Raw genomic sequence first — 15,947 nt, 5'->3', positions numbered from 1 at the left:
TATTTGGTTTTATTCCTGAACAGAGTGTAGGACACCCGATCAGAGGAGTGCTTCACTCATCCTAAATGCTCTAACTATCAATGTCATAAAGTTTATGCCGAAAAGTGACCCATCTCGCTTTCTTCATGGCAAGTGGCCCTCCTTGGTTATTGCTCCCTGTAGTGCTAACCTCTCGCATCCTTTTGAGGTGGGTGGCTCGCCACAGGAAAACCTCGAATTCCCGATGGCAAAAGGGCTATACTCTGCGCCCGTTGGCTAATTTTAAGACGATTGGTAGTTCTTCCATGCTGAAATGGCTCGTTCGCCTGTTTATTGTCATGATGCTGGGTGCTGTGCTGGGTGTTGCCAGCCTCATCGGTATCTACTTCTATATCAAACCCCAACTGCCCGATGTCACCGCACTGCGTGACGTCAAGCTGGCAACCCCGATGCGGGTTTACAGCCGGGATGGGGAGTTGATCGCCCAATATGGCGAAATTCGTCGCATTCCGCTGCGTCTGGACGAAATTCCGCAACCCATGATCGATGCCGTACTGGCGACCGAAGATGCACGTTTCTATGAGCACCCGGGCATTGACCCGATAGGTATCATTCGAGCCGCATCCGTCTGGGCTGTTTCCGGCCATGCCCGTCAGGGGGCCAGTACCATCACCCAGCAGGTTGCCCGCAACTTCTTCCTGAGCAATGAGAAGACCATCATCCGCAAGATCAAGGAGGTCTTCCTGGCCTGGCGGATCGAGCAGAATCTCTCAAAAGACGAGATCCTCGAACTCTACCTCAACAAGATCCCCCTCGGTTATCGCTCCTTCGGGATCGGTGCTGCGGCACAGGTTTACTTTGGTAAAGAGGTCAAGGATCTGGGACTGGACGAGATCGCCATCATTGCCGGTCTGCCGAAAGCTCCCTCCATGCTCAACCCCATCCGCTCCCCCGAGCGGGCCTTTGCGCGCCGCAACGTTGTGCTGGGCCGGATGCTGGAAACCGGCAAGATCACCCAGGCCCAGTTTGACGAAGCGTCCAAAATGCCGATCAAGGCCCGTTTTCACGGCGCCGAAGTGACCCTGCACGCCCCTTATCTCGGTGAAATGGTGCGCCAGAAGATGGTCGAGCAGTTCGGTGAAGATGCTTACACCATGGGCCTGCACGTCTACACTACCGTCTCTGCCGAACGTCAACGGGCAGCCAGACAGGCGCTGCTGGATGGCGTTTTTGCCTATGACATGCGCCATGGCTATCGCGGCCCGACGGCTCAGTTGTGGAAGGCTGGCGAGCCAGCCTGGGATTACGAGCAGATTGTCGCTCACCTTGGCAAACAGCCCACTTACGATCCGCTGATGGCGGCGGTCGTGACCAAGCTCGGTGATCGCAGCGCCACGCTGGTACTGAAAAATGGCAAGGAAGCAGAGCTCGGCTGGAACGGCATTAAATGGGCCCGCTCCTTTATTACCGACGACCGTCAGAGCTATGCCCCGAAATCGGCGCGCGATGTGCTGAAAGTCGGCGCCCAGATCTGGGTACGGGAAGAGGGCGAAGAGTTGCTACTGGCCCAAATCCCGGACGTCAACGCCGCGCTGGTTGCCATGAACCCGAAAAATGGGGCACTGGAAGCGCTGGTCGGTGGTTTCAGCTTCGAACTCTCCAAATTCAACCGGGTCGATCAGGCGCGTCGCCAGATTGGTTCCAATATCAAGCCTTTCCTCTATGCGACCGCGCTGGAGCATGGCTATACCCTGGCATCGCTCATCAACGATGCGCCGATCAACCAGTGGGATCCATCCAAAGGGCCCATGTGGCAGCCCAAGAACTCCCCGGCCGTTTATGATGGTCCCACTCCGCTGCGTCTGGGACTGGCAAAGTCCAAAAACGTGATGTCGGTTCGACTGATGCGCGCCATCGGTCTGGATACCTATATCGACGGTCTGACCCGCTTTGGCTTCCCCCGCGACTTCATCTCTCCCCATGAGTCGCTGGCGCTGGGCGCTGCCGAATTCACCCCCCTCGAGGTAGTGCGTGGTTACTCGGTTCTCGCCAACGGTGGCTTCCTGGTGACCCCATACTTCATCGACAAAGTGACCGACAGTCTGGAGAACACCCTCTATCAGGCCAATCCTGCTATTGCTTGCACCACCTGCGAACAGCAGGCCGCGCCCGAGCAGAGCACACTGCCGGAGCCAACTGTTGATGGAGCCGCACAAGATGGCACGCAGACCCCTCTCGCGCCAATCATCGCCCCACATACCATCAGTGCCCAGAGTGCGTTCCTGATCACCGACACCCTGAGCACAGCCATCTGGGGTGGCAACGGCTGGCGTGGTACAGGCTGGCGTGCAGCCCGCGACCTGAAACGTCACGATATCTCAGGCAAAACCGGTACCACCAACGAATCGCGGGATGCCTGGTTCTCCGGCTACACCCCGGACATCGTTGCCACCTCCTGGATCGGTTTTGACAACCACCAGCGTGGTCTTGGCCGTGCCGAATTTGGTGGTGGTGCCGCGCAGCCTATCTGGATCGACTTCATGAAAGTCGCCCTCAAAAAGCTGCCGGAGCACAAGATGCCGGTTCCCGAAGGGATCATGACGGTGAAGATTGATAGCGAAACCGGCCTGCTGGCAACCAGTGGCGGCACCGACGAATACTTCAAGGAAGGGACCGAGCCGACCCGCTACGCAGCACCGAGCTCGGATGGCAATCAGGTCTACGGTGGTGACAACCCCGATGTGGAAGGGCCTGTCTCAACCGACGATATCTTCTAAGCTGCTCTTGCGGCAGAAGCAAAACCGGCAGCCTTGGCTGCCGGTTTTTTTATTGGGCCAACTGCTTGCTCATCAGTGTGGCGATCGAGGCGGCTAACTCATTGAAGCAGGGGCGACGCACCGAGTAGTGGCGATAGAGCAGCGAGATGGTACGCCCCGGCACAGGGTCAACCACGGGCCGATAGCTCACCCCACCCTCATCATGATCGGCAGGTACGGCCAACTTTGGCACCAGGGTCATGCCGCTACCGGCGGCCACCATGTTGCGCAGGGTCTCGAGACTGGTCCCCTTGAAGCGTTGATCCTCACCTATCCCGCCGGCGAAACAGAATCCCATCGCCTGATCCCGCAAACAGTGGCCATCAGCCAGCATCAGCAATTTCTTGCCCTTGAGATTGCCAAGCGGTACCTGTCTGGCCTGTGCTTCGGGGTGATGGCAAGGCACCGCCAACCACATCGGCTCGTGGTAGAGCTGGATTGAACCAAACCCCTCCATCCCCGGCATCTCGGCCAGAATGACACAATCCAGCTCCCCCTCTTCCAGCCGTTTGAGCAGGGTTTGGGTCTGCTCCTCGTAGAGGTAGAACTCCAGCTGGGGAAAACGCTCACGCAGGGTCTGGATAATGCGGGGCAACAGGTAGGGGCCCACGGTCGGAATAAAACCGATATGGATCTCCCCGGACATCGGCTCGGAGAAGTGCTGACCGATGCTCTTGAGCTCGTGCACCTCCTTGAGCACCCGACGCGCCTGATGGGCCATGGCATCGCCAGCAGGCGTAAACAGCACTTTGCGCGAGGTACGTTCGATCAGAATGACCCCGAGTTCATCTTCCAGCTTGCGCAGCTGGCCGCTCAGGGTGGGTTGACTGACAAAGCAGCGTTCAGCAGCTTTGCGAAAATGTTTTTCCTCATCCAGCGCCACCAGATATTCGAGATCGCGAAGATTCATACAGCAAGAGTCCTGCCTGGAAAATGGGCCATCAGCATGCACAATATCGTCCGGCTGGACAAGTCATCCGCTCACGGTGAACCTCTCTGGCTGTTCCTCCAAAACAGAAAAGCCCGATCACCTTGCGGTAATCGGGCTGTTTGGCTCGCCGAGGGATTACACCCTGAAACGGCGCACCATATCCTGCAACTGGGTAGCCAAATGGTTCAGCTCATTGCACGCCTGAGCCATCTGGGTGGCACCGGCGGCCACCTCTTCGGAAGCGTGGCTGATATTGACCACGTTACGGTTGAGCTCCTCGCTCACCGCCCCCTGCTCTTCGGTGGCCGTTGCAATCTGGATGTTCATGTGGGAGATGCTGCTGACCGAGCCACTGATCTGGGAGATGGACTCGCCCGCTTCCCGTGCGGTAGCAACCGTGGTGTTCATCAGCTCCTGACTCTGTTGCATGGTACTTCCGGCCTGTTCGGCACGCTGCTGCAACTCGGCAATGATGGTATTGATCTGGGAGGTGGAGTCCTGAGTGCGCTTGGCCAGAGTACGCACCTCATCGGCCACCACCGCAAACCCCCGTCCCTGCTCACCGGCACGTGCCGCTTCAATGGCGGCGTTCAATGCCAGCAGGTTGGTCTGTTCGGCAATGCCGCGGATCACCTCCAGCACCATGCCGATATTGCGGCTGTCATCGCCCAGTTGGCGTATCACCACCGCGGTACTCTCGATGGCACCTGCGACCCGTTCAATACGTTGAATGGAGTCATTCACCGTTTGCGCACCAAGTTCGGCCGTTTCACTGGCCGAGGTGGCGGCACTGGCCGCATCGCTGGTGTTGCGCGAGACCTCCTGCACCGTAGCTTGCATCTCGTTCATCGCCGTCGCCAGCTGGTTCAGCTCATGTTGCTGAGCATTCATATTGTTGGCTGACTGGCTGGCAACAGAGCTGATCTCCTCCGCTGCGGAACTCAGTTGCACCACAGAGCCCGACACTTCACTCACCAGAGTGCGCAGATTGGTCTGCATTTCACCAAACCCTTTGGCAAGGGTTCCCAGTTCATCATTGTTGAACTGCTGCATATCGATGCGGGAGGTGAGATCACCAGAGGAGACCCGCCGGGTCTGTTCCAGCAACGCCATCACCGGATTGCGGATCTGACCGGTCAGCAGCCAGGCAATTGCCACAACAAAACCCAGCGTCACCAGACTGACAATGACGCTCATGGTTCTGGCACTGCTGTAGAGCGCCTCCACATCTTTTGTCATCTGGGCCGCAATCTCGTTATTGATTTCCCGCAGGCGGAAGGATTTTGCTCCCACCTCCTCCAGCGCGACCCGGGTTTCGTTTTTGCGCAGACTTCTGACTCGCTCCAGATCGCCAGCAGCGAAGGCGCTCAACAGTTGGTCATGCACCGCAAAATACTTGGCCCCCGCCGCAACCACCTGCTCATAAACCTGTTTCTCTTCACCTGTAGTGAAAGCTAAAGCACCGTATTTTTGGGCTGCTTGCTCAAATTCCTGCCTGGCCTTATTGAAGGTCAGGGTGCGATCGCTTACCTCTTGATCATCCTTGTTCAGACCACCGATGACCTGGGCCAGCTCTGAGCGGCGCGCATCCAGAATGGCAACATGCATCTGGCTGGCATAGCGGGTTGACGGCAGCAGGTTGTCAGTGATGGTTTCGGTATCACCATAGAGCTTTGCCAACTGGCTGATGGAAAACCAGGCCAAGCCCAGTACCAGCAGTGCCAGGATGGCAAATCCGGCACTCAGTTTCTGGCCGATAGACATGTTTTTGAACATATGGGGGCTTCCTTGAAATGAGTCTGCACTCCCGCAACATCCGCCGGGAATGGTCACATAGAGCATAGTCTGCAAGCAGAAAATCGAAGGCTTTCATATCGCTTCTGCATACAGGAATATCGGCCCGTTCACTCCACTTCTAAAGAGACCTTGTCCGTCCACATTCTAATAACTATTCCATCAACTCAAGAAGATGCTGACGCAACCCGGCAGGATCGCCCAAAAAGTCAGCCACTCGCACAGTACTCACCTTACCGTTGTGCATCAACCCAAGGGTGGGATAACCCTGACCGCCCAGCCGTTTCATCCAGCCCTGGCTATCTGCCAGATGTTGCAGCAAGGGCGCCTGCAGATAGGATTGCTGGAATGCCTCGGCTGCAATCCCCTGCTCTGCCGCCAGCGTGGCGAGAAATGCCGGCTCACCAATCCAGATCCCGTCCCGATAGTGGGATTGCTGGATCCGGTGCAACATGACCAGCCCATCGCCCCCCAACGCCGTGACGGCCAAAACCGCACGGATCGGCGGCTCGGAGTCCAGCAGACAGCCTTCCCGCAGCAGCAGTTCGTTAAAGTAGCGTTCGCCAAAATGCTGGCCGGTCAGCGCTTCGATCCGCTGATCATGGGGGCGCACATAATCACGCAATGCCTCGCCCATCGGCTGACGGCGACTACCCAGCCAGAGACCGCCCGCATGCAGATCGATCTTGAGCCCAGCAATGGTGGCTGCCGCCTGCAACAGGGGGGCGGCACCGTAGCACCAGCCACAGAGCGGGTCATAGACATAATGGAGGGTGGTTTGTTGTTCGCTCATCTTCATTCTCACTTCAATCTCGGATAAAAAACCGGGCCCTTAGGCCCGGTAAAAAAACACAGGGAGAGCAGGCTCAGTGGCTTACCACTTCATCTCGCCGGTATTGACCTTGGCACCGATGGCCAGACCATCGTCAACCGGCAGTGCCGGATAGGCCTTTTTCAGAGCCTCAATCAGCTCACCGGAGTTTTTCGCCTTGGCCAGCTCCTGTTCGAAACGCTCTACATAGTCACGGGTAAAGGTCACAGCAGCAGTGCCTTTGGGAGCAGTCCCCAGGAAGTGGCCCGGTACCACGCGCTCGGGTTTCAGGGCCAGCAGGTTGTCCAGCGCCTTGACCCAATTGCTGCGGGCCGCCTTGGTCTGGCTGTCGGCCATCCAGACATGCACCCCGTGGTAGACCGGCACACCACCAAAAGCAGTCTTGATGGAAGGGGCCCAGAGGTAGGCATTCGGGGTATTCATCTCTTTGATTTCAATCTTCTCGCCATCCAGCGTCAGGTGGCTGGCGGTCATCACTTGCGGCACGGTCAGGCTCTTCGGTGCCCCCTTGCCGAGGATCGGGCTCCAGTAGCTCAGCTTGGCATCCTTGGTCTTGTTGATATGGTCAACCACATGCTGGTCGGCCAGCACTTTGACATCCGGGAACGCCGCCATGACCGGCTCCAGACCGAAGTAGAAGTCGGGGTCACCAGCACTGATATAGACAGTGGTCAGCTTCTTGCCGCTCTTCTTGATCATGTCGACCAGCGCCTGACCATTTTGCACGTCGAACTGGGCATCGATCAGGATGGCCTCTTTGTCACCGGTCACCAGTGAGGAGGAGACCGGGAAGATCGCCTTCTCGCCAGGGTTGTAGACGGTCACGCTCAGGGGGGCGGCCAGTGCGGCGCCACTCAACAGGGTGGTCGCCAGAGTCAGGTTGCGGATCAGGGTGTTGTTCATCATCTATTCCTCATTAAGTATTCGGGGGTTCATTTGATGGACACAGTGTATTGGATCACTTAAGGTGCAAATACAGCATAAAAAGCGCATCACTGTTGCACATATCGAACATATAGAGAGCCGTACATGGATCGACTGACCGCCTTGCGGGTCTTTGTCAGCGTAGTCGAACAAGGGAGCCTGAGCGGCGCCGGAGAGAAACTGGATATGTCGCGCGCCATGGTGTCGCGCTATCTGGCCGAGCTGGAGAGCTGGATGGGCGCCCGCCTGCTGCACCGCACCACCCGTCGTCTGAGCCTGACAGGGCCGGGAGAGGAGGCGCTGAACCGGGCCCGCGCAATGCTGGCACTCGGCGAGGAGATGGAGCAGATCGCCGTGAAGGGGGATGACGCCCCCAAGGGGCAACTGCGGATCACCAGCAGCTACTCCCTGTCGGAAGCCTTGCTGGTCGGGGCTGCCAACGACTATCTGGCGCAATACCCGGGGACGGCCATCGACATTCTGCTGCTCGACAGAACCGTCAATCTGGTGGAGGAGCGGATCGATCTGGCGGTGCGCATCACCAACGACCTCGACCCCAATCTGGTGGCGCGCCGTCTCGGCACCTGCCACTCGGTAGTCTGTGCCAGCCCGGCCTATCTGGCCCGTCATCCGATGCCACACAAGGTGCAGGATTTGGCGCTGCACAACTGCCTCACCTACACCTACTTTGGCAAGAGCCTGTGGGAGTTCAATGGACCGGACGGTCCCGAGTCAGTACCGGTCAGCGGTAACCTGAGCGCCAATATCTCCAATCTGCTGCTGGAAGCAACGCTGGAAGGCGCCGGGATCAGCCTGCAGCCCCGCTACTCGGCACAACCCTATCTGGAGCGCGGAGAACTGGTGCCCCTGCTGACCGACTGGCAGCCCAAGCGCCTCGGGGTATACGGGGTGTATGCCACCCGCAAGCAGATGTCGCCGCTACTGCGCAGCTTCCTCGATTTTCTGCTGGCCCGCATGGCGGCGGATCCCATCTGGCAGGAGTAAGCACTCCGCACACCCAAACATAACGAAGGGGCCGCTGCGGGCCCCTTCTTCACTCTGATCCCTTGATCAGGCTTCAAATCCGAATGGTTCTGAGTGCGGCGCTTCCGGCTGCGCACTCTCGTCCAGGAAAATATCCCGATAAGCCACATAGATGGAGTAGTTGAGCGCCGGGATCACCACCAGCAGACCTACCAGCAACAGCACAGCGCCAAACAGCAACAACATGGCTGAGAGCAGCCCCCACCAGAAGAAGGGAAAAATATTGCGCCAGCAGCCGAAGAAGCTCAGCCGTACCGCCTGGATGATGCCGATATCGTGGTGGTAGATCAGCGCCGGAGCAAAGGTGACCCCCATCAGCACGGGAATGATGAGCAGCATCCCCACCAGCAATACCAGCAGCAGTTGTTGCAACTGGCTGGCTGAGACCACCATGCTCTCGGGATCCTGCGTCAACAGCGGGAGCAGCCCCCACATGGAGAGCAGACCGAGACAGACGAGGCCAACCAGGCTAAACAGCAGCAACACCAGCAGACCGCCTAGCATCAGCGGGGTCAACTTGTGGCGAAAACCGGCGAAGAGATCGGCAAACTGCAGCGGCTCCCCCCGATAACCCCGAGCGGCGACCGCTACCCAACCCGCGCCCCACACCATGTAGAGCAGCTGGGAGATAAGGCCACCCGCCGGCAGTTGCTCCAGCAACATGCCCACCATAAACCAGACCAGCACCATGGCCACGCTGATCCCCATCCCCTTGTTGAAGATATCGAACCCGCTGCGAACCCAGAGCCAGCCACGACCTGTCGTGTACCGGGCCGGTGTAGTGCGCAAAGGGGGTAATCCGTTCATATCGTCTCCTCGGAGTGTCGGTGGCATCAGTGCCGGAAGCAGATTCTAGAGCCAGGGCGGGGGCGACTCAATGGCGAAGCAGCCCGACCACGACATAAAACCTGACGCAGCGATGCACAAAAGGGGCGTCAGCCACGCCCCGCCACTGGCTGCCCCGACCATAACGAGGCACAATCTGTCCCCTTCCCCAGCCGCGCCTGTCGTGGCCAGCGTGCCGTGATCATCCTTTAGTGATCGACGAATGCCGGACAGGGGGGTTGTCATCCCGCCATCCCGGGCGCTTTAACATCGAGTGGTATCGTCATGAGAGTTGTTTGTTGTCTGTTGTTGTTACTGGCCAGCCAGTCGGCCCTGGCCGAGGGTTTTATCAGTCGCCTGCTCAACCATCCGGTGCCGGGTGGCGTTGCGGTGATCCCTCTTGGCGCGTCACCCACTGCCCCCACGGCCCGCTATCACGACAAACCCGTGCTGGTAGTGCGCGAAGACAACCAGTGGATCGCCATCGTCGGCATCTCTCTGAAAAGCAAGCCCGGCGCCCAACAACTGACCACAGGTGATGGCCGCACTCTCGGCTTCACCGTGACCCCCAAGCACTACCGCGAACAGCACATCAAGCTCAAGAACAGCCGTCAGGTCAATCCGCTCGCCGAGGATATGACCCGCATCAACCGCGAGCTGGCGGAGCAGACCCGGGCTTACCAGACCTTCAGCCCCAACCAGCCGAGCAACCTGATGTTCGACAAGCCGGTCAACGGCCCCCTCTCCAGCCCGTTTGGCCTGCGTCGTTTCTTCAATGGCGAGGAGCGCAACCCCCACTCCGGCCTCGACTTCGCCGTGGGCGCCGGCACCCCGATCAAATCCCCCGCCGCCGGCAAGGTGATCCTGATCGGCAACTACTTCTTCAATGGCAATACCGTCTTTGTCGACCACGGTCAGGGGCTCATCAGCATGTTCTGCCACATGTCGAAGATCGATGTGAAGCTCGGCCAGAGCCTGCCGCGTGGCGGCATCGTCGGGCGAGTCGGTTCGACCGGTCGCGCCACCGGCCCCCATATGCACTGGAACGTCAGCCTCAACGACACCCGGGTCGATCCCGCCATCTTTATCGGTGCCTTCAAGCCCTGAATAGGCAGAGCCCGTTAACAAAACATCCTCTAACAAGACAGGCAGCCCATAGCTGCCTGTCTGTTATCTGCACGTCGAACCTGATTACCTATCCGGCCAGTGCGTGGGCGCCGGACTCCCGACGCATCGCCCGCCACATCACCAACACCAGCAGCGAGCTGCACGTTGGCAATGCAAGCCAGACCCCGGGCACACCCCACAGGGTCGAGAAACCCCACAAAAAACCGCCAATCAGCACCAGCTTGCCGCCAGTGAGCAGGGAAGCGATGCGGGCCCGATTGATGGCCTGGAAGTAGGTGGCCCCCACCAGCAGCAAGCCCTCCATCGGCAGCCCCCAGAAGTAGAGCCAGATCCCGAGGCTCGCCACCGGCAGCAGGGTGGCGTTGTCGCCGGCAAACAGATAGACCGCCGCCTCCGGCCACAGATAGAGCGGGATCATCGCGGATAGGGCGATCCCCAACGTCACTCCGAGTGCCAGATTGCGGATCCGCAACACCCGCCGCCAGTGACCGGCGCCCGCGTTGAAGCTGGCAATGGGCTGGATACCCATGGCGATCCCCTCGAACACCAGATAGAAGAAGGCCTCGGTGTAACTGATCACCCCGTAGGCCGCCACATGCAGCGAAGTGCCGACCGCCAGCAACGCCTTGTTGTGCAGCGCCAGCACCACAGAGAGATAGAGGTACATCAGAAAACTGGAGACCCCGAGGCGCACCGTTTCGCCCATCAGCCGCAGATCGGGGCGCAAGGTGTCCCAGCTTATCCGCAGCTGGCTACGCGGTGTGAAGAAGTGCCACAGGCAGGCAAGGCCCGTCACTGCCTGGGAGAGCATAGTGGCCGTCGCCACCCCGGCCAGTCCGAACGGAAACACCACCATCAGCAGATAGTCGAGCAGCACGTTGAGCAGCCCCCCGACTACCATGATGAGGGTGACAAAGCCAGGGCGGCCATCGTTGCGCAGCAGCGAGCTGAACGCCATCGACAGCACCGCAAAGACGCCCAGCCAGGCGTAGGCCTGCAGGTAGGAGAGCCCGGCGGTGAAGATCTCCCCCTCAGCCCCCATCCAGGCCAGCATGGGCTCGCCATAGCGGATCCCGATAAAACTGAGCAGTGCCGAGGCCAGCAACACCATCACCAGCGCATTGCCGACGATGTGGCGGGCTTTGGCCGGGTTGCCCTGCCCCAGATAGAAGGAGACCAGCGACGAGGCCCCCATGCCGATCAGCGCCCCCACCGCATAGAGCACGGCGCAGATGGGATAAGCCAGCATCAGACCGGCCATGCCATCCTGACCCAGCACATGGCCAACGAAGATGCCATCGATGGTGACATAGATGCCGGTGATCAGCATGGCCGCCACGGTCGGGGTTACGTAACGCCAGAAAAGGCGAGATAGCGGGGCTGTGCCCAGATCAACAGCTGACATATTCGACTCGGTGGAGAGAAAGCGGCTAGGATCATAGCGAAACGGCAGCACGACTTCCTGTTATTTGTGTTATGAATCATTAATATAGACTGCTTTACCCGCCTCCCTGCCCTGTTTTAGGCTAGGGCCACCTCTTCTGAACGGAAACGAGCCTCATGTTGCAATGCCTGCTCACCTTCTTGCTGCTCTCCCTTCTCTTGTTGCCGCCAACCGTGCGCGCCGACGATGCCATTGCCCAGGCCGAATCCCTGTTGCAGAGCGTGCCCAAGAGCGATACCCCGGAAAACCAGAAGCTGCGGGAGAGCTACCAGCAGGCGCTGCAATTTGCCAGAGAGGCCGAGCGTTACCGAGAGCAGAGCAAAGCCTATCAGCAGATCCTTATCGATTACCCCAAGGAGTCGGCACGGCTCAAGGAGAGCCTGCACAACTATCAGCCCGCCGCTCGCCCGCCGCTGGCGAGCCTCAAGGAGGAGGCGCTGCGCCAGGCCATAGGCCTGAGCAGCAACCGCCAGCTCAACCTGCGCAAGGAGCGGCAGGGGGTGATGGATAGCCTCAACCAGCTGGAGAGCACCGGTCAGGAGTATCACCTGCGGGTGGATGATCTGCGCAAACAGCTGCAACTGACCCGCAGCCAGCTGGAGCGACTGAGCTTCAGCAGCGAATCGGATCGCCAGCAGGAGGCACAGCTGCTGCTGACCAGAATGAAAGAGCAGAGCCTCTCCGACCGGATCCAGATGCTGGAGCTGGAGCAGCTCTCTGCCCAGCAGCGCAACGATCTCGGCAAGCTGAAACTGCAGGAGCTCAATCTGGCCATCGCCGACGAGGATGAGTGGCAAGCCAGCCTGCTGACCCAGCAGAACCAGCTGCGGCGGGAGAGACCGAGCAGGCGCTGGAGGAGAGCGAAAGGCTGCGCAAACAACTCACCACCGACATGCCGCTGCTGCTGGAGCAGCAACAGCAGAATCAGGCGCTCTCCATCCAGCTCGGCACGCTGGAGGATCAGATTGAGCGGGTGCAGGATGAGCAGCGCAGCGTCGACAAGAATCTGTTTGAACTGAATGAGCTGGTCAACTCGGTACGCGAACAGCTGGAGTGGCTGCAGATCAGTAATGCCTACGGCGAGAACCTGCGCAGCAAACTCTCCGATCTGCCTCCCCAGTTCCCCCTCGACAAGCTGGAGTCCGCCATCGTCAGCGCCCGCATGGCCAAGTACCAGTACGAGAGCGAGCAGGATGGGCTCAAGGATACCCGCCAGTTGCGCGACAAACTGATGGCCGAAGAGGAGGTGACGCTCGATCGGCCACAGCAAGCGGTGCTCGACAACCTGCTCAAGGCCCGGCGCCAACTGCTGACCCGGCTCAACGACGCCTCAGACACCCTCATTCAGGAGCAGACTCGTCTCAAGCTGCTATACAGCCGCCAGAACAGCAAGATCGACGAGATCCGCGAAATAAGCGCCAGCCACCTGTTCTGGATGCCGGATGTGCGCCCCTTTACCCCGCAGGTCATGCTCGGCATTCCTGCCGCGCTGACCCTGGCCTTCAACCCGGACAACTGGTTGCAACTGCCCTACGCCATCGCCGAGAACAGCCCGCTGAGCCTCACGCTAGCCGGTATTGGGCTGCTGGTGCTGGCCTGGAGCTGGTTCAAACTGGCCCGTCACCTGAGCCTCTATTGCGACCATATTGCGCCACGGATCGGCAAGGTAACCCAGGACAAATTCAGCCTCACCAGCCGCTTGCTGCTGCGCTCCCTGCTTGCCGCCCTCCCCTTGCCCGCCATGGTACTGATGGTGCGCGGCCTGCTCGAAGGGGCCTGGCAATACCCGTTTGCGGTGGCGGTGGCGCGCGGTCTTGGCGAGATCTGGTTTCTGCTGCTGGCGCTGGTGATGGCCCGCCATCTGACGCTGGAGCGGGGGATCCTGACTCACCACTTCCGCTGGCCCCGGGAACAGGTGCAAAAGGTATGGGGGCAGTTTCGCACCCTGCTGCTGGTGCTGATCCCGAGTTTCTTTGTGCAGGGGATGGCCAACAGCTATCAGGAGCACGCCTTCTACGATTCCCTCGGCCGGATGGCCTTCATGATCGGTGCACTCTGGCTACTGCTCTTCTTTGCCCGCCTCAACCGGGAGCGATTGCCGCTCACCTGGGGCCAGACCGACATGACCAAGCCCCATCTGCTGCACCACTTCATCTGGAACAGCCTGATGCTGGCGCCGCTGCTGGCGGTGATTGGCGCTCTTTTTGGCTACTTCTATACCTCGCGCACCCTGCTGCGCCAGCTGGAGCTTAGCCTGCTGATGGGGCTGGGTTGCCTGCTGGTCTACTATCTGGCCAGACGCTGGATGCTGATCCAGCGCCGCCGCCTCGCCTTCGAACGCGCCAAGAGCAAGCGGGCCGAGATCCTGGCCCAGCGCGGCCGGGAAGAGGGGCATGACGAGCTCAGCTCCGAGACCCCGGACGTGGTGGAAGAGACTGAACTGGATCTCGATACCATCAGCGCACAGTCGCTGGGGCTGGTGCGCACCCTGCTGATGCTGGGCTTCACTATGCTGGTGGTGGTGCAATGGTCGGATCTCAACTCCGCCTTCAGCTTCCTCAGCAATATCGAGGTGTGGCAGGTGAGCAGCAAGATTGGCGGCATCGAGCAGCTCTCGGCCATCACCTTGCAGGATCTGATGCTGACCGCCTTCGTCTTCATTCTGACCGTGGTGACAGCCCGCAACCTGCCGGGGCTGATGGAGCTGACCCTGCTGCAACACCTCAGCCTCTCCCCGGGTACCGGCTTTGCCCTCACGACCACCAGCAAGTATCTGGTGATCCTGATCGGCGCCCTCACCGGCTTCTCCATGCTCGGCATCGACTGGTCGAAGACCCAATGGCTGGTCGCCGCCCTCTCGGTGGGGCTGGGTTTCGGTCTGCAGGAGATCTTCGCCAACTTTGTCTCCGGCCTCATCATCCTGTTTGAGAAGCCGATCCGGCTCGGTGACACCGTCACCATCCGCGATCTCACCGGCACCGTCACCAAGATCAAAACCCGGGCGACGACTATCGTGGATTGGGATCGCAAGGAGATCATCGTGCCCAACAAGGCCTTCATCACCGAGCAGTTCATCAACTGGTCGCTCTCCGATGCCATCACCCGGGTCAAACTGCGGATCCGGATCGGCCTGACCCGGGATCCGAAACTGGTGCAGCGCATTCTGGAAGAGTCCATCCAGGCATCGACCCTGGTATTGGAGACGCCGACGCCAGAGGTCTTCCTGATCGAATTCACCGACTCGGCACTGATCTACGAAATCCGCCTCTACGTCAACAACATGGATCACCGGATGCCCATCACTCACGAGGTTCACTCGCTGGTGCTGGAGAAGATGCAGCAGCAGGGACTTACTCTGCCCCATCAACAGATCGACATTCACCTGAGCCGCGGCTGATCCGCGAGGTAGAAGGAGCAGAACATGCAGATTATTGCCCATCGTGGCGCCAGCGGTCTAGCACCGGAAAACACCCTCAAGGCGATGGCCAAAGCGCTGGAGCTGGGAGCATCAGCCATCGAGATCGACGTGCAGGCGGCCGATGGCGAGTTATGGGTCTTCCACGACCGGCGGCTGGAGCGCTGCACCAATGGCAAGGGGGTGCTGACCGAGCAATCGCGCTCCTATCTGGAGCAGCTCGATGCCGGTGAGGGAGAGGTGATCCCGACTCTGTGGCAGGTGATGGAGATCATCGCCGGACGCTGCGAGTTGCATATCGAGCTCAAGGGAACTCATACCGCCGATGCGGTGGCAGCCCTGACCCGACGGGCAGAGGCCGAGCTGGGCTTTACTCCCGGCCAGTGGGTGGTTTCTTCCTTCCATCACCCGGAGCTGGCCCGATTTGCCGCCTTGCGGCCCGATATCCGGCTCGGTGCCCTGACCGCTAACCTGCCGCTCAAACTGGCGCAGTTTGCCGACAAGCTGGGAGCCTGGTCCATCAATTGCGATGTTGATTTTATCGATGCCGCGCTGGTCGATGATGCCCATCACCGGGGGCTCAAAGTTCTGGTTTATACCGTTGATTATCCAGAAGATTATGAAACGCTCTCTAGCATGGGGGTCGATGGAGTCTTCACCAATCGACCAGATCGTTTTCTGACACAGTGAGGGGGCGATACGCGCATGGATAACCACTGATTTAGGCACTAACTTTAAATAGCTGACCGGGATACAAAGAGTTCAACTTCAGCCGATAAACAGAGGCTCATAACAATAACTAGATTCCACACACA

The 15,947-nt window shown here is 59.4% G+C and carries 10 protein-coding genes and 1 pseudogene; 5 read left to right on the top strand and 6 right to left on the bottom strand.

Going from position 1 to position 15,947, the window contains the following annotated elements:
* Positions 1-284: 284 nt before the first annotated feature.
* Positions 285-2,756, top strand: coding sequence for a penicillin-binding protein 1A (locus ACTG2T_RS14835; protein WP_279459554.1), 2,472 nt, complete (start codon positions 285-287; stop codon positions 2,754-2,756).
* Between the two features lie 49 nt (positions 2,757-2,805).
* Here ACTG2T_RS14835 and oxyR read toward each other — a convergent pair whose 3' ends face one another.
* The 4 genes from oxyR to ACTG2T_RS14815 all read right to left on the bottom strand — a co-directional run bounded on the left by oxyR (position 2,806) and on the right by ACTG2T_RS14815 (position 7,255).
* Positions 2,806-3,705, bottom strand: coding sequence for a DNA-binding transcriptional regulator OxyR (oxyR, locus tag ACTG2T_RS14830; protein ID WP_330125228.1), 900 nt, complete (start codon positions 3,703-3,705; stop codon positions 2,806-2,808).
* Positions 3,706-3,861: 156 nt separating this feature from the next.
* Positions 3,862-5,502: a methyl-accepting chemotaxis protein gene (locus ACTG2T_RS14825; protein ID WP_019446348.1), complete on the bottom strand. Its 1,641-nt coding sequence runs from the start codon at positions 5,500-5,502 to the stop codon at positions 3,862-3,864.
* 172 nt (positions 5,503-5,674) lie between these two features.
* Positions 5,675-6,319, bottom strand: coding sequence for a DsbA family protein (locus tag ACTG2T_RS14820; protein WP_330125229.1), 645 nt, complete (start codon positions 6,317-6,319; stop codon positions 5,675-5,677).
* 75 nt (positions 6,320-6,394) lie between these two features.
* Positions 6,395-7,255: a Vmh family MBL fold metallo-hydrolase gene (locus ACTG2T_RS14815; RefSeq protein WP_026035063.1), complete on the bottom strand. Its 861-nt coding sequence runs from the start codon at positions 7,253-7,255 to the stop codon at positions 6,395-6,397.
* A 126-nt stretch (positions 7,256-7,381) separates the two neighbouring features.
* On the opposite strand from ACTG2T_RS14815, the gene ACTG2T_RS14810 reads away from it, so the two are divergent.
* Positions 7,382-8,281: a LysR family transcriptional regulator gene (locus ACTG2T_RS14810; RefSeq protein WP_005362277.1), complete on the top strand. Its 900-nt coding sequence runs from the start codon at positions 7,382-7,384 to the stop codon at positions 8,279-8,281.
* 66 nt (positions 8,282-8,347) lie between these two features.
* Here the strand turns inward: ACTG2T_RS14810 and ACTG2T_RS14805 are convergent, their stop codons facing one another.
* Positions 8,348-9,127 (bottom strand): BPSS1780 family membrane protein, encoded by a 780-nt coding sequence (locus ACTG2T_RS14805; protein WP_101529519.1) that lies wholly within the window; start codon positions 9,125-9,127, stop codon positions 8,348-8,350.
* Between the two features lie 303 nt (positions 9,128-9,430).
* Here ACTG2T_RS14805 and ACTG2T_RS14800 point away from each other — a divergent pair, with 303 nt between their 5' ends.
* Complete coding sequence (locus ACTG2T_RS14800; protein WP_236396647.1) at positions 9,431-10,252, top strand: peptidoglycan DD-metalloendopeptidase family protein; 822 nt, start codon at positions 9,431-9,433, stop codon at positions 10,250-10,252.
* 88 nt (positions 10,253-10,340) lie between these two features.
* Here the strand turns inward: ACTG2T_RS14800 and ACTG2T_RS14795 are convergent, their stop codons facing one another.
* Positions 10,341-11,678: an MATE family efflux transporter gene (locus ACTG2T_RS14795; RefSeq protein ID WP_042082825.1), complete on the bottom strand. Its 1,338-nt coding sequence runs from the start codon at positions 11,676-11,678 to the stop codon at positions 10,341-10,343.
* A 155-nt stretch (positions 11,679-11,833) separates the two neighbouring features.
* On the opposite strand from ACTG2T_RS14795, the pseudogene mscM reads away from it, so the two are divergent.
* Positions 11,834-15,114, top strand: a pseudogene (gene mscM / locus ACTG2T_RS14790) (miniconductance mechanosensitive channel MscM).
* 24 nt (positions 15,115-15,138) lie between these two features.
* The gene (locus ACTG2T_RS14785; protein ID WP_043822291.1) at positions 15,139-15,822 is read left to right on the top strand and encodes a glycerophosphodiester phosphodiesterase; all 684 of its coding nucleotides are present in this window, start codon (positions 15,139-15,141) and stop codon (positions 15,820-15,822) included.
* The last annotated feature ends 125 nt before the right edge of the window (positions 15,823-15,947 follow it).

Origin of the sequence: Aeromonas sp. 75A (assembly GCF_051919425.1) — a bacterium.
GTDB lineage: Bacteria > Pseudomonadota > Gammaproteobacteria > Enterobacterales > Aeromonadaceae > Aeromonas > Aeromonas veronii.
The sequence above is the reverse complement of the archived record's forward strand: the minus strand, read 5'-3'. Positions and strand labels throughout refer to the sequence as shown.

Coding starts and splice junctions, on each gene's coding strand:
- ACTG2T_RS14835 (WP_279459554.1), top strand. CDS start 285: ATGCTGAAATGGCTCGTTCGCCTGTTTATTGTCATGATGCTGGGTGCT.
- ACTG2T_RS14820 (WP_330125229.1), bottom strand. CDS start 6,319: ATGAAGATGAGCGAACAACAAACCACCCTCCATTATGTCTATGACCCG.
- ACTG2T_RS14810 (WP_005362277.1), top strand. CDS start 7,382: ATGGATCGACTGACCGCCTTGCGGGTCTTTGTCAGCGTAGTCGAACAA.
- ACTG2T_RS14800 (WP_236396647.1), top strand. CDS start 9,431: ATGAGAGTTGTTTGTTGTCTGTTGTTGTTACTGGCCAGCCAGTCGGCC.
- ACTG2T_RS14795 (WP_042082825.1), bottom strand. CDS start 11,678: ATGTCAGCTGTTGATCTGGGCACAGCCCCGCTATCTCGCCTTTTCTGG.
- ACTG2T_RS14805 (WP_101529519.1), bottom strand. CDS start 9,127: ATGAACGGATTACCCCCTTTGCGCACTACACCGGCCCGGTACACGACA.
- ACTG2T_RS14825 (WP_019446348.1), bottom strand. CDS start 5,502: ATGTTCAAAAACATGTCTATCGGCCAGAAACTGAGTGCCGGATTTGCC.
- oxyR (WP_330125228.1), bottom strand. CDS start 3,705: ATGAATCTTCGCGATCTCGAATATCTGGTGGCGCTGGATGAGGAAAAA.
- ACTG2T_RS14785 (WP_043822291.1), top strand. CDS start 15,139: ATGCAGATTATTGCCCATCGTGGCGCCAGCGGTCTAGCACCGGAAAAC.
- ACTG2T_RS14815 (WP_026035063.1), bottom strand. CDS start 7,255: ATGAACAACACCCTGATCCGCAACCTGACTCTGGCGACCACCCTGTTG.